General features: G+C 72.8%; 28 protein-coding genes. 16 read left to right on the top strand and 12 right to left on the bottom strand.

Features of this window, described 5'->3' with window-relative positions; all coding sequences use genetic code 11:
- Nucleotides 1-6: 6 nt before the first annotated feature.
- The 5 genes from ASF37_RS15185 to ASF37_RS17275 all read right to left on the bottom strand — a co-directional run bounded on the left by ASF37_RS15185 (nt 7) and on the right by ASF37_RS17275 (nt 4,216).
- Nucleotides 7-258: a hypothetical protein gene (locus tag ASF37_RS15185; RefSeq protein ID WP_055969676.1), complete on the bottom strand. Its 252-nt coding sequence runs from the start codon at nt 256-258 to the stop codon at nt 7-9.
- Between the two features lie 82 nt (nt 259-340).
- On the bottom strand, nt 341-1,195 hold the full coding sequence (locus ASF37_RS15180) for a cyclopropane-fatty-acyl-phospholipid synthase family protein (protein ID WP_056581468.1): 855 nt from the start codon (nt 1,193-1,195) through the stop codon (nt 341-343).
- Nucleotides 1,192-1,788, bottom strand: a complete 597-nt coding sequence (locus ASF37_RS17700; protein ID WP_055969682.1) for a serine O-acetyltransferase — start codon at nt 1,786-1,788, stop codon at nt 1,192-1,194. The genes ASF37_RS15180 and ASF37_RS17700 overlap by 4 nt, the downstream gene beginning before the upstream one ends.
- Nucleotides 1,789-1,799: 11 nt before the next feature.
- Nucleotides 1,800-3,068, bottom strand: coding sequence for a lipopolysaccharide biosynthesis protein (locus ASF37_RS15170; protein ID WP_055969685.1), 1,269 nt, complete (start codon nt 3,066-3,068; stop codon nt 1,800-1,802).
- Nucleotides 3,065-4,216, bottom strand: coding sequence for a hypothetical protein (locus tag ASF37_RS17275; RefSeq protein ID WP_056552827.1), 1,152 nt, complete (start codon nt 4,214-4,216; stop codon nt 3,065-3,067). The genes ASF37_RS15170 and ASF37_RS17275 overlap by 4 nt, the downstream gene beginning before the upstream one ends.
- 82 nt (nt 4,217-4,298) lie before the next feature.
- Here ASF37_RS17275 and ASF37_RS15160 point away from each other — a divergent pair, with 82 nt between their 5' ends.
- The 4 genes from ASF37_RS15160 to ASF37_RS15145 all read left to right on the top strand — a co-directional run bounded on the left by ASF37_RS15160 (nt 4,299) and on the right by ASF37_RS15145 (nt 7,281).
- Complete coding sequence (locus ASF37_RS15160) at nt 4,299-4,997, top strand: FkbM family methyltransferase (RefSeq protein ID WP_055969691.1); 699 nt, start codon at nt 4,299-4,301, stop codon at nt 4,995-4,997.
- A 103-nt stretch (nt 4,998-5,100) separates the two neighbouring features.
- Nucleotides 5,101-5,850, top strand: a complete 750-nt coding sequence (locus ASF37_RS15155; protein ID WP_056581465.1) for an FkbM family methyltransferase — start codon at nt 5,101-5,103, stop codon at nt 5,848-5,850.
- 31 nt (nt 5,851-5,881) lie between these two features.
- Nucleotides 5,882-6,514 carry a methyltransferase domain-containing protein gene (locus tag ASF37_RS15150; RefSeq protein ID WP_055969699.1) on the top strand — a complete coding sequence of 211 codons (633 nt, stop codon included), beginning with the start codon at nt 5,882-5,884 and terminating at the stop codon, nt 6,512-6,514.
- Between the two features lie 35 nt (nt 6,515-6,549).
- Complete coding sequence (locus ASF37_RS15145) at nt 6,550-7,281, top strand: hypothetical protein (protein WP_156364682.1); 732 nt, start codon at nt 6,550-6,552, stop codon at nt 7,279-7,281.
- Here ASF37_RS15145 and ASF37_RS15140 read toward each other — a convergent pair.
- The gene (locus ASF37_RS15140) at nt 7,265-8,374 is read right to left on the bottom strand and encodes a glycosyltransferase family 4 protein (protein WP_055969704.1); all 1,110 of its coding nucleotides are present in this window, start codon (nt 8,372-8,374) and stop codon (nt 7,265-7,267) included. The two genes, ASF37_RS15145 and ASF37_RS15140, sit on opposite strands and share 17 nt — an antisense overlap.
- A 65-nt stretch (nt 8,375-8,439) precedes the next feature.
- The gene (locus tag ASF37_RS15135; RefSeq protein ID WP_055969707.1) at nt 8,440-8,922 is read right to left on the bottom strand and encodes a TetR family transcriptional regulator; all 483 of its coding nucleotides are present in this window, start codon (nt 8,920-8,922) and stop codon (nt 8,440-8,442) included.
- A gap of 114 nt (nt 8,923-9,036) precedes the next feature.
- Between ASF37_RS15135 and ASF37_RS15130 the strand changes: the two genes are divergently transcribed.
- The 11 genes from ASF37_RS15130 to ASF37_RS15080 all read left to right on the top strand — a co-directional run bounded on the left by ASF37_RS15130 (nt 9,037) and on the right by ASF37_RS15080 (nt 20,528).
- Nucleotides 9,037-9,645 (top strand): biotin transporter BioY, encoded by a 609-nt coding sequence (locus ASF37_RS15130; protein WP_055969710.1) that lies wholly within the window; start codon nt 9,037-9,039, stop codon nt 9,643-9,645.
- Nucleotides 9,646-9,686: 41 nt separating this feature from the next.
- Entirely contained in the window at nt 9,687-10,382 is a 696-nt protein-coding gene (locus ASF37_RS15125) for an energy-coupling factor ABC transporter ATP-binding protein (protein ID WP_056581463.1), read from the top strand.
- A 24-nt stretch (nt 10,383-10,406) separates the two neighbouring features.
- Nucleotides 10,407-11,018, top strand: coding sequence for an energy-coupling factor transporter transmembrane protein EcfT (locus ASF37_RS15120; RefSeq protein WP_056581462.1), 612 nt, complete (start codon nt 10,407-10,409; stop codon nt 11,016-11,018).
- Between the two features lie 311 nt (nt 11,019-11,329).
- Entirely contained in the window at nt 11,330-12,460 is a 1,131-nt protein-coding gene (locus ASF37_RS15115) for a sensor histidine kinase (protein ID WP_055969719.1), read from the top strand.
- Between the two features lie 20 nt (nt 12,461-12,480).
- On the top strand, nt 12,481-13,245 hold the full coding sequence (locus ASF37_RS15110) for a LytTR family DNA-binding domain-containing protein (RefSeq protein ID WP_056573107.1): 765 nt from the start codon (nt 12,481-12,483) through the stop codon (nt 13,243-13,245).
- A gap of 1 nt (nt 13,246) precedes the next feature.
- Nucleotides 13,247-13,645, top strand: coding sequence for a hypothetical protein (locus tag ASF37_RS15105; RefSeq protein WP_055969724.1), 399 nt, complete (start codon nt 13,247-13,249; stop codon nt 13,643-13,645).
- Nucleotides 13,642-15,141 (top strand): cation acetate symporter, encoded by a 1,500-nt coding sequence (locus ASF37_RS15100; protein WP_055969727.1) that lies wholly within the window; start codon nt 13,642-13,644, stop codon nt 15,139-15,141. The genes ASF37_RS15105 and ASF37_RS15100 overlap by 4 nt, the downstream gene beginning before the upstream one ends.
- A gap of 306 nt (nt 15,142-15,447) precedes the next feature.
- Nucleotides 15,448-15,786, top strand: a complete 339-nt coding sequence (locus tag ASF37_RS15095) for a DUF485 domain-containing protein (RefSeq protein WP_082480128.1) — start codon at nt 15,448-15,450, stop codon at nt 15,784-15,786.
- Nucleotides 15,783-17,417: a cation acetate symporter gene (locus ASF37_RS15090; protein ID WP_055969731.1), complete on the top strand. Its 1,635-nt coding sequence runs from the start codon at nt 15,783-15,785 to the stop codon at nt 17,415-17,417. The genes ASF37_RS15095 and ASF37_RS15090 overlap by 4 nt, the downstream gene beginning before the upstream one ends.
- 184 nt (nt 17,418-17,601) lie before the next feature.
- The gene (gene acs / locus ASF37_RS15085) at nt 17,602-19,608 is read left to right on the top strand and encodes an acetate--CoA ligase (protein ID WP_200931244.1); all 2,007 of its coding nucleotides are present in this window, start codon (nt 17,602-17,604) and stop codon (nt 19,606-19,608) included.
- A 476-nt stretch (nt 19,609-20,084) separates the two neighbouring features.
- Nucleotides 20,085-20,528 carry a phage holin family protein gene (locus tag ASF37_RS15080; RefSeq protein WP_055969992.1) on the top strand — a complete coding sequence of 148 codons (444 nt, stop codon included), beginning with the start codon at nt 20,085-20,087 and terminating at the stop codon, nt 20,526-20,528.
- 9 nt (nt 20,529-20,537) lie between these two features.
- On the opposite strand, the gene ASF37_RS15075 is transcribed toward ASF37_RS15080, so the two are convergent.
- The 5 genes from ASF37_RS15075 to nth are packed head-to-tail and all read right to left on the bottom strand — an operon-like array spanning nt 20,538 to nt 24,586.
- The gene (locus ASF37_RS15075; protein ID WP_056581460.1) at nt 20,538-21,353 is read right to left on the bottom strand and encodes a hypothetical protein; all 816 of its coding nucleotides are present in this window, start codon (nt 21,351-21,353) and stop codon (nt 20,538-20,540) included.
- Complete coding sequence (locus ASF37_RS15070; RefSeq protein WP_055969997.1) at nt 21,353-22,528, bottom strand: MarP family serine protease; 1,176 nt, start codon at nt 22,526-22,528, stop codon at nt 21,353-21,355. The genes ASF37_RS15075 and ASF37_RS15070 overlap by 1 nt, the downstream gene beginning before the upstream one ends.
- Nucleotides 22,525-23,223 carry a CoA pyrophosphatase gene (locus ASF37_RS15065; protein ID WP_055970000.1) on the bottom strand — a complete coding sequence of 233 codons (699 nt, stop codon included), beginning with the start codon at nt 23,221-23,223 and terminating at the stop codon, nt 22,525-22,527. The genes ASF37_RS15070 and ASF37_RS15065 overlap by 4 nt, the downstream gene beginning before the upstream one ends.
- Complete coding sequence (locus tag ASF37_RS17270; RefSeq protein ID WP_056572898.1) at nt 23,220-23,858, bottom strand: TlpA disulfide reductase family protein; 639 nt, start codon at nt 23,856-23,858, stop codon at nt 23,220-23,222. The genes ASF37_RS15065 and ASF37_RS17270 overlap by 4 nt, the downstream gene beginning before the upstream one ends.
- Entirely contained in the window at nt 23,855-24,586 is a 732-nt protein-coding gene (gene nth, locus ASF37_RS15055) for an endonuclease III (protein WP_055970006.1), read from the bottom strand. The genes ASF37_RS17270 and nth overlap by 4 nt, the downstream gene beginning before the upstream one ends.
- A gap of 101 nt (nt 24,587-24,687) precedes the next feature.
- Between nth and ASF37_RS15050 the strand changes: the two genes are divergently transcribed.
- Nucleotides 24,688-25,365: a Crp/Fnr family transcriptional regulator gene (locus tag ASF37_RS15050; protein WP_055970009.1), complete on the top strand. Its 678-nt coding sequence runs from the start codon at nt 24,688-24,690 to the stop codon at nt 25,363-25,365.
- The last annotated feature ends 477 nt before the right edge of the window (nt 25,366-25,842 follow it).

Below are 25,842 nucleotides of genomic sequence, written 5' to 3'. Positions count from 1 at the left end.
GACGGTCTAGGAGGCGCCGGCGACCGAGGCGTAGAACGCCTGGATGTCCGCGAGCGTCTGCGGCATGTCGCCCGCGGAGTAGGGGTCGCTGCCGTGCTCGTCCTCGAGCGTGGCCGACAGCTCGGCGGTCTCGAGCGAGTCCAGGTCGGCGCCCCCGACGTAGAGCGGCGTCGTGGCGTCGAAGCCCTCGGGCAGCTTGTCGAGGCTCGTGAGGAACGCGACGACCGTGCGTTCGACGTCGGCGGGCGCGGTGCTCATGCTGTCTCCTGCGTCTCGGGGAAGGTGGCTGGTCCGCCACGCCGTGCACAACGACGTGACCGGGCGGGCGTCACGTACGGACTCAGCCGGGTCGACGGGCGGCCACGAGGCCGTAGCCGAAGGTGCCGTCGCGCCAGAACTCCTCGAGCACGTCGCACGAGCGCACGAAGGCCTCGTGCCCCTCGTGCCCGATGAGCTCGACCACCTCGTCGTGGTGGGTCGCGGCGTTGGCGCGCCAGCGGTCGAAGGTGGGGAGGGTCGGCTGCGTGAGGTCGTCGGCCACCTCCACCACGAGACCGAGCGCGGCCAGTCCGTCGGCGTAGTAGGCGAGCGGCTCGAAGTGCGCGTCGCCGAAGGCCTCACGGAGGGTCGCGAAGTCCTGGCGTCGTGCGCGCACCTCGGCGAACGGGATCTCGCGGTGCCGCAGCAGGTCGCACAGGACCACCCGCCCGCCGGGACGGACCACCCGGGCGCACTCGGACAGCAGCGCAGGACGGTCACGCATCAGGTGCGCCGACTCCAGCGCCCACGCCACGTCGAACGACGCATCGGGGAACTCGTTGGCTGTCCCGTCGCGCTGCTCGAAGCTCACGCCGTCGACGCCGAGGTCGGCGGCGCGCTGCCGTGCCGTCTGCACACCGACGGCACTCGTGGTGATGCCCACGACCTCGACCCCGAAGCCGGTCGCGAGAGCGCGTGCCGGACCGCCCGAGCCGCAGCCGACGTCGAGCAGGCGCAGCGTCGTGCCGGAGGCCGCGGCCTCCGGGAGGCGCGCGGCCTCGACCATGCGGCGGGTGAGCGCCGCGGTGGCGACGTCGAGCGGCTCGTCGCCGTCGGCGAACACGCCGTAGTGCAGCTCGTCGCCCAGCAGGAGCTGCCACGCTGCCGTGACGTGGTCGTAGTGGGCGGCCGGCTCGTAGGTGGGTCCCTGGCTCATGAGGCTGCTTCCGTCACGTCGCGCGAACCGACCCGGCGGGCCGGCGAGCCCATGACGACGGCCCCGTCGGGCACGTCGGAGAGGACCACGGAGTTGGCTCCGACCATGGCGCGGCGTCCGATGGTGACGCCGCCGACGAGCACGGCGTTGGCACCGATGACCGCGCCGTCGCCGATCGTCGCGAACTCCTGGTTGTCGGCACCGCGCTCGTCGTAGTACCGCGCGGCGCAGGTGACCCCGCCGGCGAAGGTGACGTCACGCCCGATGACCAGCCCGAAGCCGATGGTGGTGCCCACCGGGTGAGCCATCATGAAGCCGGGACCGACCGTCATGCCGGCGCCGAGGTCGGCACCGATGAGCACGTTGGCGAGGGTGCGGAGCTGGTCGGCGAGACGGCGCCGTCCTGCGCGGTAGAGGCACTGCTGGCTCCGCAGGATCAGGCTCGCGAGCAGACCCGGCAACGAGGGCAGCCGCACCATCACGGCGGGCCACGAGGCCCGCGCTCCCGGGCGGTAGCGCTCGTAGTCGGAGAAGACGAGCTGGGAGAAGCTGAGGTGGTCGGGCGACGAGGCGACCCCGGATTCGGTGACCATCGAGCGTCAGCCTAGGGCACCGGAGGGTGGGTTCGGGGCGTTGTGTGCCAAACCGCGATCGACAGCAGCGACACGCTCGCGATCGCCACGCCCAGCAGCACGACCGCCACCGCGGTCGCCGACTCCGACCCCGCCGCCAGCACCACGCCGACGACCATGACGGGGGTCAGCGCGAACTCGATCCGCGATGCCGTGCCGCCGCGCTCCCGCCCCTGCAGGATGGCGATGAGCACGCGGCGCAGGCCCAGCAGCCCCATCGCGGGGACGAGCCAGTGGGCGATCGGCACGGCGTCGAGGAACGCGGAGCCGAAGGCGATCTCGATGACGGGCTCGGCGAGCACGGTGACCACGACGACGATGGGCACGAGCACACCCACGCAGAGGGCCAGGCTGCGGCGCACGAGCCGGCCGTCACCGTCGGCCGCGGCCTGGGCTGAGGAGAAGCGGGGCAGGAGCACCACGGCGATGCCGGATCCCAGCATGGCCGCGAGCGAGGCGAGGGCCCCGGCGGTGGCGTAGAGGCCGAGCGAGACCGTGCCGGCGACCGCGCCCACGAGGATGCGGTCGAGGCCCAGGCCGTCGATCGGGCCCAGCGTGCCCACGTACGTGGACCGGGCCAGTCGCCACAGGTCGGACTCCTCGAGCGGCTCCCCTCCGCGTCGAGGCGCGAGCAGGCGCACGCCGACGACGAGACCGAGTGCGAACGAGCCCACCATCACCAGGCACACCCCGAGCGCCGTGGCGCTGCCGGAGACGATCAGCACGACCACGAGGCTCGCGGTGACGAAGGTCTGCGGGAGCAACGTCGCCACGGCCACCCGCGCCATCGACGAGCCCTCCCCCAGCAGCGCCGAGGTGACGATGCGGAACGCCATGTTCTCGAGTGCGAGCAGCACCACCGCCGCACCCAGCCACCACGTGCTCGAGGCGGAGAGGTCGCCGTGCGTCAGCACGAACACCACGCCGAAGGGCACGGCGCAGAGCACGGCCACGACCGACCACCGCCGGGCGAGGTGCCCCAGACCGTCGCGTGCGGCGAGACCTCGGTCGGCGAGACGCTTGATCACGACGTTGGGCAGGCTCCCACCGAGCGTCAAGGCGGCTCCGGTGCCGGAGAGGGCGACGACGAGGGCCACCTCACCGCGACCCTCCACGCCGAGCAGACGGGCGGAGATCACGCCGCTGACCGTCATGAGCAGCTGCACGACGAAGCCACCGCTGACGACGGCGAGCCAGGCGATCCGCTCCCCCCAGCGCCCACTCTCCTGGGTGGTCGTCACGGGTTCTCGTCCGGTCGTCCGCGCGGCTCCGACGTACCGAGCATGGCGCGGGCGTATCGGGCGGGCGTGACGAGGTCGCTCTCCCTGGTCGTCACCCGGTACCCCGGTGCGAGCACGGTGCGCAGGGCCCGACCGACCGACGCGACCTCGAGGTCGCACGCCTCGCCCGCCCCCAGGGCACGGGCCTCGCGGGCGCGCACCACGGACCCGGCGGTGACCACGGGGACCCCGGCCGACTCGGCCTTGCCCATGATGCCGCTCGGGCCGTTGTTGGTGAGCAGCAGCGGGATCGCGTCCATGGCGGCGATGTAGCGGTCGAGCGTCGGGTTGTCGAGGTAGGCGTCGCGGACGAGGAGGCGTTCGCGCGGGTGGGGCGCCAGACCCTCGACCCAGGCACGGACCTCCGGCGTGAGCGCGCCGGCGACCACGAGGACCGCGTCCAGGTCCTCCGCCACGAGGGCGTCGAGGATCATCGGCGCGTTGCGGCGTTCGCTGACGAACCCGAAGACTCCGACGAGCCGGGCGTCGAGCGGCAGGTCGAGCTCGGCCCGCCACCGTGCACGCTCGGAGGCGTGCGCGGTCCCGTCGTTGGGATCGCCGATCCGTCGGACCACCCAGCCGGTCCCGACGTCGTCGCGCCCGGAGAACCCGACGACGCGGTGCAGGCACCGTCGGGCCATGGCGGCGAGCGCCAGGGTGGCCTTCGGCACGCGCAGCCGCCAACCGGTGCGGTCGGTGAGCGCGAGCCGGGCCGGGTAGCGGGTGAGCATGAAGGTCACGCGGGGCCGCGTCGGCAGGTCCTTCAACGCCCGGGGGGCCACGAGCCACCAGCGCTTGAGCGGCTGGTCACCGTCCATGACGAGCACGTGCCCGACGTCGCCGCGCTCGCGGCAGACCCGGGCCACCTCCCGCGCGACGGCATCGGTGGCCGGCAGGACTCCGTCGAGCGCCTCCACGACCTCGACCCGTCCGGCGTCGTGCAGCTCCGCGAGGTGGGCCGCGAACTCCTCGGTGCCCCGGGCCCCGTGCGACGTCAGCAGCACCACCGGACCGCCGAGCACCGCCTGCTCGACGACGAAGGAGACGGACTGGAAGTGGTGTCCCGTGTGGTCCGGATCCACGACGAGCGTCGCCACGTGGTCCGCCATGCGCGCTCCTGTCGTCGTCCTGAGGCGCGCCAAGACTACATTCGTCCCCGGGACCTCCCGACCGGTTCCGAGAGGAGTGTCGATGTCCTGGCTCAGGAGCACCGCCGTCGAGACGCTGGCCCGACGGGGCCTCGCGCTGCGTCGTCACCCGGGCGCCCGGCGCCAGAGGATCCTGGCGGCCGCCGGTGTCGACCTCGTCGTCGACGTGGGTGCGGCCCGAGGTGGGTTCGCCCGCGAGGTGCGCTCGTTCGGGTACACCGGACGGCTCGTCTCGTTCGAGCCGCTCGCCGCCGCCTACGCCGACCTCGCGGCGGCCGCCGCCGACGACCCCGCCTGGGACGTGCGGAACCGGGCACTCGGCTCCTCCCCCGGCGAGGCCGAGATCAACGTCGCCTCCAACAGCGACAGCAGCTCGCTGCTGCCGATGGACGAGCGTCACGTGGCCGCGGCACCCGAGGTCGGCTACGTCGCCACCGAGACCATCACGGTGGCGCGGCTCGACGACGAGCTCGCCGACGACCCCGCCCGTCGACCGTTCCTCAAGCTGGACACCCAGGGCTTCGAGCGCGAGGTGCTCGCGGGCGGCCCGACGATGCTCGAGCGGGCCGTCGGGCTCCAGCTCGAGCTGTCGTTCGTGCCGCTGTACTCCGGCGGCATGCTGGTCGACGAGGCCGTCTCGTTCGCCTACGACCACGGGTTCACCATGGCCGCCATCGACGCCGGGTTCAGCGACCCGTCCGGGCGCCTGCTGCAGGCCGACGGCGTGTTCGTCCGGACGTGAGCGAGCTCGGGCCGCGGCCTGGCCCCACCCGCCGCGCGAACGCACGTAACCTCCCCAGCGCTCGACGGTTGAACGGGTGCCGACCCCGGCCCGAGGGAGCCCCGTGACCGACCAGACCATCGCCAACCGCGTGCGCGAGACCGCCAAGCTCGCGCTGCGACGAGCCCTGCAGCGCGCCGACCTCCAGATCGGTCGCGGCTCCTACTCCTCGCACCTCGCCCAGACCCTCCGCTCGCGCGACATCGACACGGTGCTCGACGTCGGAGCCAACGTCGGGCAGTTCGCCACGCTCCTGCGCAGCGCAGGCTTCCGCGGGACGATCCACGGCTTCGAGCCGTTGGCCGGCGCGTACGCGGTGCTCAGCGCCAGGGCGGCCAAGGACGCGGCGTGGTCGGTGCACCACACGGCGGTCGGTGCGGAGCCAGGCAGCACGCGGATCAACGTCTCCGCCAACTCCTTCTCCTCCTCGATCCGCGCCATGACCGACAAGCACCGCACCGCGGCACCCGGGTCGGACTACGTCGCGAGCGAGACGGTGCCCGTCACGACCGTCGCCGCGATCGTCCAGGAGCACGGCATCGACCCCGCGCGCACCCTGCTCAAGATCGACACGCAAGGCTTCGAGGACGAGGTGCTCGCCGGCGCCGGCCACCTCCTCGGCCGGTTCGGGGCCGTGCAGCTGGAGCTGTCGTTCGTCGAGCTCTACGCCGGCCAGCGGCTGCACGACGAGCTCGTGCAGGACCTGGCCTCGGCCGGTTACCGGCTCCAGCAGCTCGAGCCCGGTTTCTCCGACCAGGACGGTCGCCTCCTGCAGGTCGACGGTCTCTTCGTCCTCACCTCCCACGACCGCTAGGAAGACATCCGTGCACCCTCGAGTCCGATCCGTGGTCCGTCCCGCCGTGATGGCCGCCAACACCCCGCTCGCCCGCGCGAGGGCGAGTCGAGCCCTTGCGTCGGCGGCGCGTCCGTTCAAGCTCGAGATCGGCGGCATCGAGCCCCGGCCGGGCTGGGTGGTCACGAACGTCAACGCGGTCACCCGGCTCTACCTCGACGCCACGGCCCCGTGGCCGATCGAGGACGGCGCCCTCTCCCACGTCTACTCCGACAACGTCATCGAGCACCTGCCGCTCGAGGCCGGCCGCGCCCTCATGGCCGAGGCGCACCGGTGCCTGCGCCCGGGCGGCGTCATCCGCTTCGTCACCCCCGACCTGCGCGCCCACGTCGACCGCTACCTCGCGGGCACGTCCCCGCGGGGCGACGCCGAGGCACGTGTCTACGAGGAGATGGGGCTGACGGTGGAGCACCCGCTCGACTGGGTCCGGATCCCGATCGCCTCGTTCGGCCACCACGAGGGCTACGTGTACGACGACGCCACCCTCGCGGCCGAGCTGACCCGCGCCGGGTTCTCGTCGGTCGCCCGCGCCGAGCTCGGACGCAGCGACCACCCCGAGCTCGACGGGCTCGACAACCGGGTGGAGGAGGGCGGCGCGCAGATGGCCGTCGAGGCGATCCGCTGACGTCCGACCTGCCGACGCTGCCCTATCCTCCTGCCATGCCACCGGGAAGAGTGACGTCCGCCCTGGCGACATCGGTCTGGCGTCGTCGCCACCCGCAGTGGGCGGCCGGCCGGCCGGGCCACCTGGCGCCGACGCTGCAGCTGCGGCCACGCACGCTCCCGCGCACGGTCGCCGACGCGCTGTCCACGCGGTGGGCGGCCCGCCGCGCGGACAAGCCACCGTGGATCACGGCCGACGCCCTGGAGGCGCTGGACGAGCTGCTGCTCCCCGACGACCGCGCCCTCGAGTGGGGCTCGGGCGGCACCACCCTCTGGCTGGCCCAGCGGCTCGCCTCCGTGACCTCGATCGAGGGGGCACGGGCCTGGCACGACGACCTCGCGGCGAGGCTGCGCACGGAGCGGATCACGAACGTCGACCTGCACCTCGTGCCGTTCGACGAGCTGGGCTACGAGACCCCCGAGCACGAGGCGGCCTACGTCGGCGCGGTGCCCGAGCTGGAGCCGGAGTCGCTGGGCCTCGTGCTCGTCGACGGCGAGTACCGCGACCGATGCGCTCTGCGCGCGCTCTCCCTGCTGCGACCGGGCGGCCTGCTGGTGCTCGACAACGCCGAGACCTACCTACCGTCCACCACACGCTCCCCGTGGCACGTGAGCCGTCCGGCGACGACCCCCTGGGCGGAGTTCGCCGAGCGCACCGGTGGATGGCGCCGTCTCTGGACCACCAACGGGGTGTGGGACACCGCGCTCTGGATCAAGCCCCCACGCTGAGCCGACCCCCGCCGGCCGCTCGTCGACGCTCGACCTGCTCGGCGAGGTTCGCGGCCCAGGTGGCCGGGGTCGTGCGACGGGCGAGCGACCTGCTCACGTCCGAGAACGCGGCGAGCCGCTCGGCGGGGAGCTCGCTCGTGCGCACCATCGCGCGGGCCCACGCCTCGACGTCGCCCGCCGGGACCACCCAGCCGTTGGCGCCGTCCTGCACGAACCCGGCGGCAGCACCGGCGAAGTCGGTGGTGAGCACGGGCAGGCCGCACGCCGCGGCCTCGTGGACGACCACGCCGTAGGGCTCGATGTGCGACGGCAGCACGAAGCACGAGGAGCGACGCATCAGGTCGGCCACCTCCGGCGGGGCGAGGAAGCCGTGCCGGACGACACCCTCGAGGTCGTCCAGCAGGTCTGCCTGGGGTCCCATGCCGACGACGTCCAACGACCAGGGCTCGTCGGTGAGCTCTCGGTAGCGACGGTAGGCGCCGGCCAGGACGTCCACGCCCTTGTGGTCGACGAGGCGCCCGCACCACAGGAAGCGCCGCCGGGACCCGATCTCCTCGGCCGTGCGCTCGGCGCTGTGGAAGACGGCGTCGTCGGCCGTGAGCGAGCCGCGGATCACGTCGCCCGGGCCGAAGCCCAGCATGCGGGCGTAGATCTCGCTGCGCTCGCTCGGCACCATCGCCACGTCGGCCACCGTCGCCACGTACCAGCGACTCACGGCGCGGCCGAGCCACTGCCGCGGGGCCCCACGCCAGAGGTTGTCCATGACCAGGATGCGCACGACCGACGACGGGACCGCACGCATCACCGCGCGGTAGGACCGCGAGAAGTTCCACGCGCTCATCACGACCGCGTCAGGGTCGAAGCGGGAGACCCGCTCGACCAGCTCGGCACGGGTCGGCTCGCTCGACCACAGCAGGTGGTCGGCGTACTCGCCGATGCCGAGGTCGCCGAACGCGGTGTCGCGCATGGCGCCCACGGCCACGTCGGGCGAACCGGGCTGCACCACGAGCAGGTCGTGGCCGAGGGCATGGAGGGCTCGGTACTGGGCATCGAGGTAGCCCGTCATCCCGTTCCCCAGGAAGGCGATCCGCACAGGCGCAGGCTAGCAACGCCGACGTGGGGCGGGGCCGCTTCGGCGGGACTGGCCCTGCGGTGCGCTCACCGCAGGATGATGGCGAGCCCGCGCTGGAACGAGGCGTCGAGGTCGGGGTCGGCCTCGACGATGCCGACGGCGGCGGCCTGGCGGTGCAGCTGGGTGGCCTGGGTGTGCCCCACGACGTAGAGCAGCAGGGTGCGGGCGACGTCGCGGTCGCTGTGCGCGGCGAGCGCCTCCTCGAGCGCGAAGACCCCGAGCCGGAACGCGGCGGTCGTGGCCACCACCTCGGCACCGTCGCGCACGGCCAGCATCGCGGCGCGCAGCCGGGTCGAGGTGGCGGCGAGGTCCGCGTCGACCTGCACGTCGGCCACGATCCGGTCGGCCATGAGACCCAGGAGGGTCTGCTTGTCGGCCACGTGGTGGTAGAGCGCACCGGGCTGCACGCCGAGCTCGGCGGCCACCCGGCGCATGGTGCAGAACTCCAGGCCGTAGGAGTCCAGCACGCGCAGGGAGCCCGCCACGACGTCGTCGAGGCTGTTCGCCACGGTGGTCTCTCCTCCCGGTCGGGTCGCGGATGTGCCACACTACCTGAACGGCGTTCACCTGAACGCTGTTCAGTCCCCTGGTCACCCCCCTGACCACAGGCCGAAGGACGCACGATGCCCAGCACCAGCACACCCCAGTCCGGCACCGCCTCGCCGCGCTCACGCCGCCTCACCACCACCGACCTCGCGCTCGTGGCGGTGTTCGCCGCCCTCACCGCGGTGTGCGCCGTGGTGGCCGCCCTGCCCTTCGGCGTCAACGGCGTGCCGGTCACCCTGCAGCTGTTCGCCGTCTTCCTGGCCGGCGGGGTGCTCGGCGCGCGGCGCGGGTTCCTGGCCATCGCGCTCTACCTGGCCCTGGGCGCGATCGGTCTGCCCGTGCTCGCCGGCGGCCAGGCGGGTCTCGCCCCGTTCGTCGGCGTCACCGCCGGGTACCTGTGGTCGTTCCCGTTCGTCGCCCTCGCGGTCGGCTTCGCGGTCGAGCGCGCCCGGGCCGCCGGCGTGGCCGTGACGGCCGCCGTCGTCGCCGTCGGGGGGCTGGTCGGCGAGGCGATCTGTTGGTTCGCCGGCGGTCTGGGCATCGCCCTCTACGCCGACACCCCGCTCTGGACGACGCTCAAGGGCGCCGCGGTCTACGTGCCGGCCGATCTGGTCAAGCTCGCCGTCGCCGCGGTCGTGGCCGCCGCCGTGCACCGCGCGTTCCCGCAGCTGCTCACGCGGCGATGACCCCGGCGAGCACCCCGTGACGGCTGGGCGAGACTGACCCCATGGCGACGATCGAGCTGACCGACGTCACCGTCACGGCACCCACCGCCGACGGTCACGTGACGCTGCTGCGGGACGTCAGCGCGTGCCTCACCGAGCAGCGGGTCGTCGTCGTGGGCGCCAACGGCTCGGGCAAGTCCACGCTCGCGCGGCTGGTGAACGGTCTGGTCACGGCGTCGACCGGCACCGTGCGGGTCGACGGGCTCGACGTGGCCACCGACGGTCCTGCGGTGCGTCGCCGCGTGGGCTTCGTGTTCACGCAGCCGTCCGCGCAGCTCGTGATGCCGACCGTGCTCGAGGACGTGGCGCTGTCGTTGCGCCGTCACGTCCCCGACAAGCGCGAGCGCGAGGCCCGCGCCCGTGCCGTGCTCGCCGACATCGGCCTGGGCGAGCACGCCGACACGTCGGTCCACGCGCTCTCGGGCGGTCAGCAGCAGATGCTGGCCCTCGCCGGCGTGCTCGCCTGCGAGCCGTCCGTCGTGGTCGCCGACGAGCCGACCACCCTGCTGGACCTGCGCAACGCCCGCGCGGTGGAGGAACGCCTGCTCTCCATGCCCCAGCAGCTCGTCCTCGTCACGCACGACCTCGCCCTCGCGCGACGCTGCGACCGGGCGCTCGTGGTCGAGGACGGGCGCGTGAGCGTCGACGCCGACCCGGAGGCCGCCGTCGCGCACTACGTCGAGAGCGCCCGGCGATGAGGCGGCGTCGATGAGGCGGCGTCGATGAGGCGGGCCCTCCCCCTGGGGCTGCACGTGCCCGGCGACTCGATCTGGCACCGGATCCCGACCGGTCGCAAGCTGCTCGGGGTCGTGGTCGTCGGCGTGCTGGTGGTGGCCCTGCGCGGGCCCTGGCCACCGGTCGTCGCGCTCGGCCTCGCAACCGGCGTGGCCGTGCACGCCGGGGTGCCGTGGCGCTCGCTGGCCCTGGGTATCCGCCCGCTCCTCGTCGTGCTCGCCGTCCTGGCGGCCTTCCAGACGTGGCAGCGGGGCTGGCCGGTGGCCGTCGAGATCGTGGCGACGACGCTGACCCTCGTCGTGCTCGCCACGACCTTCACCGCGACGACCGCCACCGACGACCTGCTCGACGCGATCGTGCGCATCGCGGGCGTGCTGCGCCCCCTCGGGGTCGATCCCGAACGCGTCGCGCTCGCCTTCTCGCTGGCGATCTCCTCCATCCCCACCGTCATGACGCTGTTCGACGAGACCCGCGAGGCCGCGAAGGCCCGTGGCCTCGAGCGCAGCCCCCGCGCCACCCTCGCGCCGTTCGCCGTGCGCACGGTCGCCCACGCCCACGACGTCGGCGACGCCCTCGCCGCGCGCGGCCTCGGCGACTGACGGGCCCCCGCTCCCGTTTCGGACACTTGCGGGGCGGTCGGAGGGGTCTGCATGGCCCGGAACTGTCCGAAACCCGCGTCTTGACGCGTTGGAGTCGATCGATCGCCGCGAGATCGACGCGAAGTCGTCACAACGCGGAGTGGGAGCGGGGGAGCTCGGACGAGCCCGACGCTCCCGCTCCGTCGAGGCCTTTCGGAGGCCGCCGCGAGACCCAGCCGCAGCAACGCAGCCCCGCCCCGACGCCCAGCCACAGCGACGCAGCCCGACCGCGACCGACCGCCACTGCGCGACCCAGGCGCTACGGTCCTGGGATGGATGCGCTGCTCGGTGCCGTCGTCGGCGTGATCGTGACGGCGCTCGTGGGGCTCGTCTGGGTCCGGTCACGCCGCCCCGACGCCGCCCTCGGCGGGCCCGACGACCTGGCGACCTACGCCACCCTGCACACCGCCTCGCTGGCCGCTCCCGCCCTGCGGGCCGGGCTGGACGCCGACGGCGCAGCCGGCGCCCTGCCCCACGTCCGGGCCCTGCTGGGCGGGGCTCCCGCCGCACTGACCGACGGCACCGGCGTGCTCGCCTCCTCGGGCGAGGGCGACCACGCCCTGGCCGCGCCCCTCGTGGAGGCCGTGCTGGCCGAGGGCCGTACCCAGGCCTCCGACCGCGCGGTGGTCGCCCCGCTCGTGGTCGACGAGCTGGTCGTCGGCACGCTCGTGGTGCTCACGAGCCACCCCGCCGCCGGCATCGTCCGAGCCACCACCGAGGTGGCCCGCTGGATGTCCAGCCAGCTCGAGCTGAGCGAGCTGGCCGCGTCGCGGACCGCGCTCATGGAGGCCGAGCTGCGCGCCCTGCGGGCCCAGATCTCCCCCCACTTCATCTACAACTCCCTCGGCGCGATCGCCTCGTTCGTGCGGACCGACCCCGAGCGGGCGCGCGGCCTGCTCCTGGAGTTCGCGGACTTCACGCGCTACTCCTTCCGTCGCCACGGCGACTTCACGACCCTCGCCGACGAGCTGCTGTCGATCGAGCGGTACCTGGCGCTGGAGAACGCCCGCTTCGGGGACCGCCTGCGCGTGACGTCGAGCGTGGCGCCCGAGGTGCTCAACGTCGCCCTGCCCTTCCTGGCGGTGCAGCCCCTCGTCGAGAACGCGGTGCGCCACGGCATCGAGCCGAAGGACGGCCCCGGACACATCACGGTCGTCGCGCGCGACGTCGGCACCGCCTGTCTCATCGAGATCGAGGACGACGGCGTGGGCAGCGACCCCGACGTGGTGCGCGAGGCCCTCGCCGGTCGGGCGAGCGGCGGGTCGATCGGGCTGGCCAACGTCGACCAGCGCCTGCGCGCCGTCTACGGCAACGACCACGGGATCGTGGTCGAGACGGCCCCCGGCCTCGGCACGAAGGTCTCGCTGCGGATCCCGAAGTTCTCGCCCGACGCGCGGACGTGATGTCGCTCTACACTCCCCGGATGGACGACGTCGCCGGCACGCGCCACGCCGAGCCCGCTCCGGGCCTGCGCGCGCTCGTCGTCGACGACGAGCAGCCCGTGCTCGACGAGCTCGTCTACCTGCTCGGGCGCGACGACCGCGTCGGCGTCGTCGAGACGGCCCGCTCCGGGGCCGAGGCCCTGCGCAAGCTCGAGGCCGACCGGATCGACCTCGCGTTCCTCGACGTCGCGATGCCGGGCCTGTCCGGCATCGACGTGGCCCGCATCGTCGGGCAGTTCCGCACGCCGCCGCGGATCGTGTTCGTCACGGCGCACGACAACCACGCGGTCGACGCCTTCGAGCTGGGCGCCGTCGACTACCTCCTCAAGCCCATCCGCGAGGAGCGTCTGCGCGAGAGCATCCGGCGGGCCGTCGACGTCGGGGAGGCGACACCCGAGACCGACGAGACGATCCCCGTCGAGCTCGGTGGCGTGACCCGTTTCGTGCGGCGCTCCACCATCACGCACGTCGAGGCGCAGGGCGACTACGTGCGTCTGCACACCGCCGACGGCCACGGCCACCTGCTGCGCACCCCCCTGACCGGCCTCGTCGACGCCTGGTCCGACGCCGGCTTCGTGCGCATCCACCGCAGCATCGCCGTGAACCTCGCACACGTCCGCGAGGTCCGCATGCAGGCCGGCCGCTGCAGCGTGGTGGTGCCCCGCGGCGACGAGCTCACCGAGCTGCAGGTCTCCCGACGCCACACACCGCTCCTGCGCGACCGGATCCACGACCGGAGCCGCTGACGTGGACGCGACGCCCGAGCAGCCCCCGTCGTCGGGGCGGGTGCGGATCACGAGCCCGCTGTCGACGGCCCCGGCGCACGTGCGCCGCAGCGCACGGGAGGAGATCGACGAGGAGACCGGCGTCGGCGAGGTGTACATCCGCTCGCTCGTGCGCACCCAGCTGCGCTCGGCGCTGGCCGTCGTCACGCTCCTGGCCGTGGGCATCGGGTCGCTGCCGCTCGCCTTCACGCTCCTGCCGGGCCTCGCCCGCACCCAGGTGGGACCGGTGCCGCTGCCGTGGATCGTCCTCGGCGTGCTCGTCTACCCCGCGCTGCTGCTCGTCGGCTGGGTGTACGTGCGGCGGGCCGAGCGCGCCGAGGCCGACTTCGCCGCCCTCGTCGAGGCGGCCGAGCACCGGTGAACACGTCCTACGCCGTGGCGGCCGTGGCGCTCGTGTCGATCGCCACGCTCGGCATCGGGGCCTTCGGCCTGCGGGTGAGCCGCACGACGAGCGACTTCTACGTGGCGTCGCGCTCGGTCTCACCGGCGCTCAACAGCTCGGCGATCGGCGGCGAGTACCTCTCGGCCGCCTCGTTCCTCGGGGTCGCCGGGCTCGTGCTCGCCTCGGGGCCCGACGTGCTCTGGTACCCGATCGGCTGGACCGCGGGGTACCTGCTGCTGCTCGTGCTCGTCGCCGCACCGCTGCGCCGCTCCGGTGCGTACACGATCCCGGACTTCGCGCAGGTCCGGCTGCAGTCGAAGGCGGTGCGTCGGGCGGCCACCCTCCTCGTGGTCGGCGTGGGCTGGCTGTACCTGATGCCGCAGTTCCAGGGCGCCGGGCTGACGCTGCGGACCGTCAGCGGCGCACCCGGCTGGCTGGGGATGGCCCTGGTCGCGACGATCGTCGTGGTCAACGTCGTGGCCGGCGGCATGCGGAGCATCACCTTCGTGCAGGCCTTCCAGTACTGGCTCAAGCTGACCGCCCTCCTCGTGCCCGCCGTCTTCCTGCTGCGCGCGTGGGCGCTCGACGGCGCCCCGTCCCCGGTCGCGCCCGAGGCCTGGTTCGAGCCGTGGGGCACCACGGACGCCCAGGGCCTCTACACGACGTACTCGGTGATGATCGCGACGTTCCTCGGCACGATGGGCCTGCCGCACGTGGTGGTGCGCTTCTACACGAACCCCGACGGTCATGCGGCGCGTCGCACCACGCTCATCGTGCTGGCACTGATCGGCGGCTTCTACCTCCTGCCGACCGTCTACGGGGTCCTCGGCCGGGTGTACGCCTCGGACCTGGTGACCTCCGGGCGGGCGGACACCGTGGTGCTCGAGCTGCCCGGACGGGTGCTCGGCGGTGGTCTCGGCGAGGTGCTCTCGGCCCTCGTGACCGCGGGGGCGTTCGCGGCGTTCCTCTCCACGTCCTCCGGACTGACGATGGCGATCGCCGGCGTCGTCGGCCAGAGCCTCGCGTCGGCCGGCCCGCTGGCCGGGCGGGTCTCGCCCATCACGTCGCTGCGCCTCGCGGCGGCCGTCTGCGTGCTCGTGCCGCTGGGCCTCGCCCTCGTGGCCGAGCCGATCCCGGTCGCGAGCTCGGTGACGTTCGCCTTCGCCCTGGCCGCCTCGACGTTCTGCCCGCTGCTCGTGCTCGGGATCTGGTGGCGCGGGCTCACGGCGCCGGGTGCCCTGGCGGGCATGGCCGGGGGCGGCCTCAGCGCCCTGCTCGGCACCGTGGTGGCCATCTCCGCCCGTCCCGACGGCTGGGTGGGCACCCTCGCCGCACAGCCGGCCATGTGGAGCGTGCCCGTCGGCTTCGGTCTCATGATCGGCGTCTCGCTGCTCACGCGCGACCGCGTCCCGAGCACCGTCGCCCGCACCATGGTGCGCCTGCACACCCCCGAGCGCATCGACGTCCAGCGCTGACCCCTCCCCATCGGTGGATCCTCACCACCAGGGGCTGCATCGGTGGATCCTCGACCACGGACACCTCGCTGACGATCCACCCCTGGGTGGGAGAGAGCGACACCGCTCGTCGCGCGTGAACCGCCGCTCGTCGCACCGTCCGCGCCGCGCACCGCAGCCCTCGTGGCACCGACCGCACAGGAGTCGTTGTGACCTGGCGCACAGGTGTGCGCGCTCCCTAGCGTCGCTCCGTGGGACCCACGTCACACCGGCGACGGTTCCCTCCGGTCAGACATCCACCCCACGCAGAAGACGAGGTGCCCACCCGTGGCTGAGAAGATCACGCCCGAGGTCCATGCGGCCTACGAGCGCATCCATTCCACGCCGGAGTTCGCAGAGCTCCGGCGGCGGTACCTGAAGTTCGTCGTCCCGATGACGGTGACGTTCATGCTCTGGTACCTCCTCTACGTCGTGTGCTCGAACTGGGCGCCCGGATTCATGGGCACCAAGGTGTTCGGCAACATCAACATCGCCCTGCTGTTCGGCCTGCTGCAGTTCGCGACCACCTTCGGCATCGCCTGGTGGTACGCCCGCTACTCGGCCCGCGAGATGGATCCCATCGCGGGCGAGCTGCTCGTCGGCTTCGACAAGGAGGTCGGCCAGTGAGCACGCAGACCTTGATCGCCGCCGCCTCCTCGGACTCCGGCAGCCACCAGGCCCTCACGGCGACGCTGTTCCTCCTCGTCGTCCTCCTGACCGTCGGCATCACCTTCTGGGCAAGCCGCAACACCAAGACGGCCGCCGACTACTACGCCGGTGGACGGTCCTTCAGCGGCCTCCAGAACGGCTTCGCCATCGGCGGCGACTACATGTCGGCCGCCTCGTTCCTCGGCATCTCCGGCGCCATCGCGCTCTCGGGCTACGACGGCTTCCTGTACTCCATCGGGTTCCTCGTCGCCTGGCTCGTGGCGCTGCTGCTCATCGCCGAGCTCCTGCGCAACTCCGGCCGCTTCACCATGGCCGACCAGCTCGCCTACCGCATGCGGCAGCGGCCCGTCCGTACCGCGGCGGCCACGTCGACGATCGTCGTGTCGATCTTCTACCTCCTGGCCCAGATGGTCGGCGCGGGCGCCCTCGTGGCACTCCTGCTGGGCGTCGACTCCGCGGCGGCGAAGAACTTCACCATCGCCGGCGTCGGCGTGCTGATGATCGTGTACGTCGTGTTCGGTGGCATGAAGGGCACCACCTGGGTGCAGATCGTCAAGGCCGTGCTGCTGATGTTCGGCACGATCCTCATCTCCGCCCTCGTGCTCGCGAAGTTCAACTTCAACCTGTCCGACCTGCTCGGCCAGGCGGCCGACAACAGCGGCCAGGGCAGCGCCTTCCTCGAGCCCGGCCTCAAGTACGGCGTCAGCCTGACGAGCAAGATCGACTTCGTCTCGCTCGGCATCGCGCTGGTGCTCGGCACGGCCGGCCTGCCGCACATCCTGGTGCGCTTCTACACGGTGCCCACCTCCAAGCAGGCCCGCGTCTCGGTGCTCTGGGCGATCGGCATCATCGGCACCTTCTACCTGCTGACGCTCGTCCTCGGCTTCGGTGCCGCGGCGCTCGTCACGGGCGACGCGAAGGACCGCATCGTCGAGTCCGGCGGCAACCTGGCGTCCCCGCTGCTCGCGGAGGCCGTCGGTGGTGGCGCCGGCACGACAGGTGGCGCCATCCTGCTGGCCCTCATCTCGGCCGTCGCCTTCGCGACGATCCTCGCGGTGGTCGCCGGCCTGACGCTGACGTCGGCGTCGTCGGTCGCGCACGACCTGTACGCCAACGTGATCAAGAAGGGTGAGGTCACCGGGGCGCAGGAGGTGAAGGTGGCGCGGATCGCGGCCTTCTTCATCGGTGGCGTCGCGATCGCCCTGGCCATCCCCGGCCAGAAACTCAACGTCGCCTTCCTGGTGGCGCTGGCCTTCGCGGTCGCGGCCTCGGCGAACCTGCCGGCCCTGCTCTACAACCTGTTCTGGAAGCGGTTCAACACCCGCGGAGCGACGTGGAGCATCTACGGCGGACTCGTGTCAGCCGTGGGGCTGGTCGTCTTCAGCCCCGTGGTGTCGGGCTCGGAGACGGCACTGTTCACGACGGTGGACTTCGCCTGGTTCCCGCTGCAGAACCCCGGCATCGTCTCGATCCCGTTCGGCTTCTTCATGGGCTGGCTGGGCACGGTCACCTCGAAGGAGACCGAGAGCGAGGCACGGTTCGCCGAGCTCGAGGTCCGGTCCCTCACCGGAGCGGGCGCCGAGAAGTGACGTCGCGGGGGCCCGGTTCGCGCCGGGCCCCCGCACGCGCAAGGGTGGGGTCGGGACGTGTCCAGGGGCGTCCCGACCCCGCACGACGACACCGCGACCACGGCACCGGTGCAGCGACCTCGGTGCCGGCGAACGGGCAACCCCCGCGCAACCGCAGTTGAAGCACCCTGTCACCTGAGCCACCATGCAGACGTACCCCCTGATCGAGGAGAACCTTGTGAGCGAGCACGGCATCAGCAACCTGTCCCGTGAGGACCGCGTCTTCGAGCCCCCCGCCGACCTGGCCGCGCAGGCCAACGTGAAGGCCGACGTGTACGAGTCCGCGGACGCCGACCGCCTCGGCTTCTGGGCCGACGCCGCGCACCGCCTGACGTGGGGCACCGACTTCGAGGAGGTGCTCGACTGGAGCAACCCGCCCTTCGCGAAGTGGTTCGTGGGCGGGAAGCTGAACGTGGCGTACAACTGCGTCGACCGCCACGTCGAGAACGGCGACGGCGAGAAGGTGGCCCTGCACTTCGTCGGCGAGCCCGGCGACACGCGCGACCTGACCTACGCCCAGCTCAAGGACGAGGTGTCCAAGGCCGCCAACGCCATCGAGGAGCTCGGCGTCGAGGCCGGCGACCGGATCGCCATCTACATGCCGATGATCCCCGAGGCCGTCATCGCGATGCTCGCCTCGGCACGCGTCGGCGCCGTCCACACCGTCGTCTTCGGCGGCTTCTCCTCCGACGCGCTCGCGAGCCGGGTCGAGGACTGCGAGGCCAAGCTGGTCATCACCGCCGACGGCGGCTACCGCCGCGGCAAGGCCTCCGCGCTCAAGCCTGCCGTCGACGACGCGCTGGCGAAGCTGGGCGACGCCTCGCCCGTCGAGAACGTGCTCGTGGTCCGCCGCACCGGCGAGGACGTCCCGTGGAACGGTGACGTCGACGTGTGGTGGCACGAGGTCGTCGACGAGTCGTCCACCGACCACCGCTTCACCGAGTTCGACAGCGAGCACCCGCTCTTCGTCATGTACACGTCGGGCACCACGGGCAAGCCCAAGGGCATCCTGCACACGTCGGCCGGCTACCTGACCCAGGCGGCGTACACGTTCTGGGCGACGTTCGACCACAAGAGCGACGACGTGTACTGGTGCACCGCCGACGTCGGCTGGATCACCGGACACTCCTACATCACGTACGGCCCGACGGCGAACGGTGCCACGCAGGTGCTCTACGAGGGCACCCCCGACACCCCGCACAAGGGCCGCTGGTGGGAGATCATCGCCGACAAGAAGGTCAGCCTCTTCTACACCGCGCCCACCGCGATCCGCACGTGCATGAAGTGGGGCGAGCAGATCCCCGCCGAGCACGACCTCTCGAGCCTGCGGATCCTCGGCACGGTCGGTGAGTCGATCAACCCCGAGGCCTACGTCTGGTACCGCGACACCATCGGCGCCGGGGCGACCCCGATCGTCGACACGTGGTGGCAGACCGAGACCGGCGCCCACATGATCACCCCCCTGCCCGGCGTCACCGCCGCCAAGCCGGGATCGGCGATGACGGCGTTCCCCGGCATCACCGCCGAGGTCGTCGACGACGCCGGCAACCCCGTCGGCAACGGCGAGGGCGGCTACCTGGTGATCACCGAGCCGTGGCCGTCGATGCTCCGCACCATCTGGGGCGACGACGACCGCTACGAGGAGACCTACTGGTCGCGGTTCAAGGCCCAGGGCTACTACTTCGCCGGCGACGGCGCCAAGAAGGACGACGACGGCGCCATCTGGCTGCTCGGCCGGGTCGACGACGTCATGAACGTCTCGGGCCACCGGCTCTCGACCACCGAGATCGAGTCGGCGCTCGTCTCGCACCCGAAGGTCGCCGAGGCGGCCGTGGTCGGTGCCGCCGACGAGACCACCGGCCAGGCCGTGTGCGCGTTCGTCATCCTCCGCGAGTCCGCGGGTGACGGGGGCGAGGACGTGGTCGCCGAGCTGCGCAACCACGTGGCCAAGGAGATCGGCCCGATCGCCAAGCCGCGCCAGATCATGGTCGTGCCCGAGCTGCCCAAGACCCGGTCGGGCAAGATCATGCGCCGCCTGCTGCGCGACGTCGCCGAGAACCGCGAGGTCGGCGACGCCACCACCCTGGCCGACTCGTCGGTGATGGACCTCATCTCCGCCGGCATCGGCGACAGCAAGAACCAGGAGGACTGACCTCCCGGTCCACGCTCGCCACGACGCCCCCACGCCACCCGGCGCGGGGGCGTCGTGCTGGTACGTCATGCAGGAGGCGAGGGATCGACAGCAGCGGGTCAGGTTCCGTTCAGCCGTTCCTCATCCGGGCCGGGGAGGCTGGAGCCATGGACTCCTCATCCCGCATCGACATCGTGTTCGCTGCCTCGGTGGTCGCCGGGGCCTCCCTCACGGGCGTGCTGCTGCGCCTCCTCGGCGCCTGACCCCTCTCCCTGATCGTCGTCGCGGCCCGCCGGTGGCCGCGCGCCACACCGCTGACCGCCGGTAGGGTCGTCCCATGAGCGAGCGCCAGCGAGCGAAGCACCGACACGTCATGACGACACGCCCGTACCATGCTCCTTCGACGGGGGTGGCGTCATGAGCGAGCGCCAGCGAGCGAATCACCGACACGTCATGACGACACCCCCGTACCATGCTCCTTCGACGGGGGTGGCGTCATGAGTCATCGCGAGCCCGTGCGACCGATCCAGCCGGAGCAGCAGGACGAGCCCACGATCGGTCGGCTCGTCGCCGACGCCAGTCGTGACATCTCCGCGCTCGTCCAGTCCGAGATCGCCCTGGCCAAGAGCGAGCTCGTGGTCAGCGCGAAGGCCGGCGGCGTGGGCGCGGCACTCTTCGCCGTCGCCGGGTTCATCGGGCTGCTGGTGATCATCCTGGTCTCGATCGCCTTCGCGTTCCTGCTGTCGATGACCGGCCTGCACCCCGCGTGGTGCTTCCTGATCGTGGCCGGCGCCTACGTGCTGCTCGCCGGCGTCCTGGTCCTGGTGGGCGTGCGGCTCATGAAGAAGATCCGCGCACCGCAGAAGACGATCGCCACCGCCAAGCAGATCCCCGCGGCGCTCAAGGGCCAGCACCAGGGAAGCGGCGCGGCCCGACGCTAGAGCCGGCCGCTACGCGCGCCGCCCCACGAGCGCGCCGACCACGCCGAGCACGACCGCCACGGCCCCGCCGAGGGCGGTCCAGACGAGCCACCCGTCGAACGACGTCACGCCGACGTCGGCCAGGGCGCGGAGCAGGTCGGCCTGCAGGCCGCTCGCACCGGCGTCGGAGACCGCGCGGTCACGCACGAGCCGCGCGAGGGCGGCGTCGGCGCCCGCGGCCACGGCCGCGCCGACCCCGAGCCAGACGAGGACGACGGAACGACGCCGGGCTGCCAGCAGCGCCACCGCCGCGGCGATCGCCGCCACCGCCCCGGCACCCAGCGCCAGGCGCGGGCTCGCGTCGACGGCACGCAGCGAGGTGCCCGACGGGCCGCCGGCCACCTCCACCACCAGCTGGTCGGGCGCCTGCACCAGGCCGTCGGAGCGGTCGGCCACCAGGGCGGCGAGCGGGGCGAGGTCGAGCGGGACGGTCGAGGGGGCCGAGCCGGCGGCCGGGTCGTCGAGCAGGGCGGCGTGCGTGCGTCGCAGCGTCTCCTCCCAGGCGGCGGCGACGCGGCGGTCGGCGAGGGCGCGGTCCGCGGCCTCCTCGAGCAGACGACGCCCGGACTCGGCCACCTGCGAGGGCAGGCCGGCCTGCTCCACGAGCCGGTCGGCCACGAGGGCCGCGGCACTGTCGCGCACCGCGGCCGTCCCGGTCACGTCGCGCGACAGCGAGACGAACCCCTCCTCGTCCTCGACGTAGGTGCTCGTCCAGGCCGCCGGGAGGGCGACGGCGAGCGCCACCACGGCCACGAGCCCGGCCACCGTGGCCAGCAGTCCGCGCATCAGGCACACCTCCCGGTGTCGACGGCCCGGTCGGCGGAGATGCCTTCGCGTGCGTCGTCCTGCGCCTGCTCGGCGGTGACGGCGTAGCCGGTGGAGCTGTCGGACACCGAGGCCGCGAAGATGACGCCGAGCACCGCGCCGTCGGTGCTCACGAGCGGTCCGCCGGAGTTGCCGGAGCGGACCAGGCTGCGCACCGAGAACGCCTCGCGCAGCACCTGTCCGCGGTCGTAGATGTCGGGGCTGCGCAACGTGAGCTGCGAGCGGATCCGGGCCGCCCGCGCGTCGAAGGGTCCGTTCTCGGGGTAGCCCAGCACAGCCGCCTCCTGGCCGGCCACACCGGAGGTGTCGAGCTCGAGGGCGGGCACGCCGAGGTCGTCGGTGGCGATCACGGCGAGGTCGAGCTCGGGGTCGAAGACGACGACGCGCCCGTCGAGGCGCCGCTCGCCCTCGACCGTGACGGTCGGGTCGTCGACCCCGGCCACGACGTGGGCGTTGGTCATGACGCGACCCGGGGCGTACACGAACCCCGACCCCTCGATGCCCCGCCCGCACTCGGCCGAGCCGAGGATCTTGACCACGCTGCGCGACGCCTCGCGCACCCCCGGCTGCGAGAGCGTGGCGTCGTCGGGCGGTCCGACGGCCGTGATGGTCTCGTCGGCGAACGGGTCGATGTACCGCGGGAAGAGGTTCGCGTCGAGGGTCCGGCTGAAGGCACGCAGCGTGTCGGTGGCGGCACCGGGCATGACGGAGTCGACCTTGGCCAGCACGGTGGAGTCGCGCGACGCCTTGGCCAGGTACGGGATGGAGGTGCCGCTGACCGCGTAGCCGAGCGCCCAGGACGCGACGAGGACCGCGACCATGCTCAGCGCGGCACCGCCGACCGCGTCGACCGCGCGCAGGGGCGAGGCCCTGAGGCCGCCGCGCAGGTCGGTGCCGACGTACGTGCCGACGGCCTGCCCGACGGCGGCCGCGCCGATGACGATGCCGAGGCCCAGCAGCGAGGTGGTCAGGGAGGGGTCCTGCCGGTCGAGCAGGCGTGGGACGAGCCAGATGGCGCCGGCGCCGCCGACCACGAGGCCCGTGGTGGCCACCAGGTTGACCACGAACCCCTGCACGTACCCCGAGACCGCGTAGGCCACGAGCAGGACGGCGATGATGACGTCGAGGGAGCTCATGACGACGCCTCCGGGGGCTCGGGCAGGGCGCGGGTCACGGTGTCGTCCCACGGCTCGGCCCAGCCGAGCCGCTCGAACAGCCTCGAGATGATGCCGGCGGTGAAGCCCCACAGCGGCATCTCGGTGCCGATCTCGAACGCCGGACCGCGCCAGCCCGACGGGTGCTCGACGCTGAACCGGTTGTCGGGGTCGACGAGCAGCCGGAGGGGGTGGTGGATCACGTGCCCCACCTCGGCCGCCGAGACCGGCTCGAGCCGACGCGGCGCCGACCAGTAGCCGAGCACCGGGGTCACGGCGAAGTTGCTGGGCGGCAGCCAGAGCGTGGGGAGCGTGCCGAAGACCGTGACCTGGGCGGGGTCGAGCCCGACCTCCTCCTGGGCCTCGCGCAGGGCCGTGGCCGCCGCGTCGGCGTCGTCGGGGTCGCACGCCCCGCCCGGGAAGGAGATCTGGCCGGCGTGGTTGCGCAACGTCGGCGCGCGCTCGGTGAGCAGCAGCTCGGGACCGTGCTCACCGTCGGCGAAGCAGATGAGGACGGCGGCCGGTCGGGCGTCGGGCGGAGGGTGCGGGAACCGGGGTGCCAGCTGCTCGGCCTGCACCGAGCCGGCCAGGTCGGCGAGCGGCACGAGCCAGTCGGGAAGCCCGGACGGCGTGGGGCCGTCGGCCGGCGCGCGCCCCGCGGAGGCCTCAGGGCTCACGGCTGGACCTCCAGGTGCTGACGGACGGCGGCGGTCAGGTCGTCGTACGAGGTGAACGGGACCCGCTCGGTGGCGACCATTCTTCCCTGCGCGTCGACGAAGACCGTCTGCGGCAGGCCGACGACGCGCAACGGACCGCGCGTGGTGGAGTCCGGGTCGACGAGCTGGGGATAGGTGACGCCGGCGTCGGACGCGAGCCGCACGGCCGCCTCCGGGTCGCTGTCCTGCACGTCGATCCCGACGACGGTGAGCCGGTCCCCGGTCCGCTCGTCGAGCCGGGCGAGCAGCGGGAGCTCCTCGCGGCAGGGCTTGCACCAGCTGGCCCACAGGTTCACGACCGCCGGTCCGCGCAGGCGGGAGAGGTCGACCGTGCCGTCGGCGCCGAGGCACGCCAGCTCGAGCTCGGGAAGGGCGGCGTCACCGGAGGCGGGGGCGTCGTCGAGGCGCAGGTCGGAGCACGGGCGGATGCCGGCGTCCTGGGCCGCGGCGCGCGCCGCGGTGGTGTCGGGGTCTGCGGCGGGGGCGCCGGGACCGGCCGTGCCGCCGAAGGTCGGCTTGTCCGGTCCGGTGTCGACGTCGCTGCAGGCGGTGAGCAGCAGGGCCGTCGCGACGACGGCGATGGCGAGCCTCCTCACGCGCGGCCCTGCGTGGTGACCAGCTTCTCGGCCTCGACGGGATCGGTGGGTCCGGCGCCGAAGGCCGGGCACCAGTGGGCCACGGGGCAGGCGCCACAGGCCGGCTTGCGGGCGTGGCAGCGGCGGCGTCCGTGCCAGATGAGGCGGTGGCTGAGCATCGTCCAGTCCTTGCGGGGGAACAGCGCGGCCACGGCGTGCTCGGTCCTGACCGGGTCCTTGGCCGTCACCGGGTCGACCCACTCGAAGCGCTGCACGAGCCGCGCGAAGTGCGTGTCGACGGTCAGGCCCGGCACGTCGAACGCGTTGCCCAGCACCACGTTGGCGGTCTTGCGTCCCACCCCGGGCAGCGTGACCAGGTCGCGCAGCCGGGGCGGCACCTCGGCGTCGAACCGCTCGACCAGGGCCGCGGCGAGCCGGACGACGCTGTCGGTCTTGGCCCGGTAGAAGCCCGTCGACCGGATGATCTCCTCGACGTGCTCGCGCGGGGCGGCCGCGAGCGCGGTGGCGTCGGGGTAGGCGGCGAAGAGGACCGGCGTGACCGCGTTGACCCGCCGATCCGTGGTCTGAGCCGACAGCACGGTCGCGACGAGGAGCTCGAACGGGGTGGCGAAGTCGAGCTCGCAGCCTGCCTCCGGATAGGTCTCGGCGAGCACCCGGTGGGTCTTGCGGGCCCGGCGCACGAGGCTCGTCGGAGGCTTGGGGGAACCCCCGAGGGCGACGTCCGGCACGATGCCAGAGTACGTGGCGACACCGACACCGGCCCGGCGTGTGGCAATCGGGCGCCTGGTAGGACAGACTGTGACCGACTCAACAGCCGATAAGGATGCCTGTGAACGACGACGTGCTGCGCCAAGCGCCGCTCTTCTCCGGTCTCGACGACGATGCCGCAGGAGCCCTCGAGGCCTCGATGACCCCGCTCAGCCTGAAGCGTGGCGAGGTCCTCTTCAACGAGGGTGACGACGGCAACCAGCTGTACGTCGTCACCGACGGCAAGATCAAGCTCGGGCGCACGTCGCCCGACGGACGGGAAAACCTGCTCGCGATCCTCGGGCCCGGACAGATGTTCGGCGAGCTGTCGTTCTTCGACCCCGGACCGCGTTCGGCCACGGCCACCTCCGTCACCGACGTGACGGTCCAGAGCCTCAGCCACGAGGCGCTCACCCCGGTCCTGTCGAGCCACGCCGAGGTCGCGATGGCGCTGCTCAACCAGCTCGCCGGGCGCCTGCGCCGCACCAACGAGGTCGTCGGCGACCTGGTGTTCTCCGACGTCCCGGGTCGTGTCGCCAAGGCCCTGCTCGACCTCGCGAGCCGCTTCGGGCGCAAGGCCGAGGACGGCGTGCACGTCAACCACGACCTCACGCAGGAGGAGCTGGCCCAGCTCGTCGGCGCCTCGCGCGAGACGGTCAACAAGGCCCTCGCCGACTTCGCCTCGCGCGGCTGGCTGCGCCTGGAGCCCCGCTCCGTGGTCATCCTCGACCTCGAGCGTCTGCAGCGCCGCGCGCGCTGACCCCGTTCGACCGCGAGCCCCGGGACCTGCTGGTCCCGGGGCTTCGTCGTGCGCGACGCCTTTCGTCCTGCGGCTGCGTCGCTGCGGCTGGGTCTCGGCCTGCGGCTGCGCTCCCTTCGGCTGGGTCTCGGCTCGGCCTCCGAAAAGGCCTCGACCGGCGGACGGGCTCACGCTCGGCCGAGTTCCGATGCTGCGGGCTGGTCCTGGGGCGTCGGAGGTAGGTGACGCACCGACCCGGGGCGTCAGAGGTAGGTGACGCACTGATCGAGCGTGTCGGCGGTAGGTCTCGTACCTGAAACGACGTGCTTCACGTGCGTCACCTACCTCCCACTGCCCCAGCCGGGTCCGAGGTAGGTGGCCCGCGGAATCGGAGCGTCAGAGGTGGGTGGCCCGCGGTATGGAGGTCTGCATCCGCGCGCCACCTACCTTCGCCGTGCGAATAGCGCGCGCCACCTACCTCCGAGGGCCCCCGACCGA

The organism is Aeromicrobium sp. Leaf289 (assembly GCF_001423335.1).
Lineage (GTDB): Bacteria > Actinomycetota > Actinomycetes > Propionibacteriales > Nocardioidaceae > Aeromicrobium.
Note: the sequence above shows the minus strand (reverse complement) of the source record. Positions and strands in the feature narration are given on the sequence as shown.

What these genes read in the sequence shown, in the direction of transcription:
- ASF37_RS15185 (WP_055969676.1), bottom strand. Translation starts at nt 258, where the DNA reads ATGAGCACCGCGCCCGCCGACGTCGAACGCACGGTCGTCGCGTTCCTC.
- ASF37_RS15115 (WP_055969719.1), top strand. Translation starts at nt 11,330, where the DNA reads ATGGATGCGCTGCTCGGTGCCGTCGTCGGCGTGATCGTGACGGCGCTC.
- ASF37_RS15080 (WP_055969992.1), top strand. Translation starts at nt 20,085, where the DNA reads ATGAGTCATCGCGAGCCCGTGCGACCGATCCAGCCGGAGCAGCAGGAC.
- ASF37_RS17275 (WP_056552827.1), bottom strand. Translation starts at nt 4,216, where the DNA reads ATGGCGGACCACGTGGCGACGCTCGTCGTGGATCCGGACCACACGGGA.
- ASF37_RS15070 (WP_055969997.1), bottom strand. Translation starts at nt 22,528, where the DNA reads ATGAGCTCCCTCGACGTCATCATCGCCGTCCTGCTCGTGGCCTACGCG.
- ASF37_RS15180 (WP_056581468.1), bottom strand. Translation starts at nt 1,195, where the DNA reads ATGAGCCAGGGACCCACCTACGAGCCGGCCGCCCACTACGACCACGTC.
- ASF37_RS15160 (WP_055969691.1), top strand. Translation starts at nt 4,299, where the DNA reads ATGTCCTGGCTCAGGAGCACCGCCGTCGAGACGCTGGCCCGACGGGGC.
- ASF37_RS15130 (WP_055969710.1), top strand. Translation starts at nt 9,037, where the DNA reads ATGCCCAGCACCAGCACACCCCAGTCCGGCACCGCCTCGCCGCGCTCA.
- ASF37_RS17700 (WP_055969682.1), bottom strand. Translation starts at nt 1,788, where the DNA reads ATGGTCACCGAATCCGGGGTCGCCTCGTCGCCCGACCACCTCAGCTTC.
- ASF37_RS15110 (WP_056573107.1), top strand. Translation starts at nt 12,481, where the DNA reads ATGGACGACGTCGCCGGCACGCGCCACGCCGAGCCCGCTCCGGGCCTG.
- ASF37_RS15125 (WP_056581463.1), top strand. Translation starts at nt 9,687, where the DNA reads ATGGCGACGATCGAGCTGACCGACGTCACCGTCACGGCACCCACCGCC.
- acs (WP_200931244.1), top strand. Translation starts at nt 17,602, where the DNA reads ATGCAGACGTACCCCCTGATCGAGGAGAACCTTGTGAGCGAGCACGGC.
- ASF37_RS15075 (WP_056581460.1), bottom strand. Translation starts at nt 21,353, where the DNA reads ATGCGCGGACTGCTGGCCACGGTGGCCGGGCTCGTGGCCGTGGTGGCG.
- ASF37_RS15120 (WP_056581462.1), top strand. Translation starts at nt 10,407, where the DNA reads ATGAGGCGGGCCCTCCCCCTGGGGCTGCACGTGCCCGGCGACTCGATC.
- ASF37_RS15145 (WP_156364682.1), top strand. Translation starts at nt 6,550, where the DNA reads ATGCCACCGGGAAGAGTGACGTCCGCCCTGGCGACATCGGTCTGGCGT.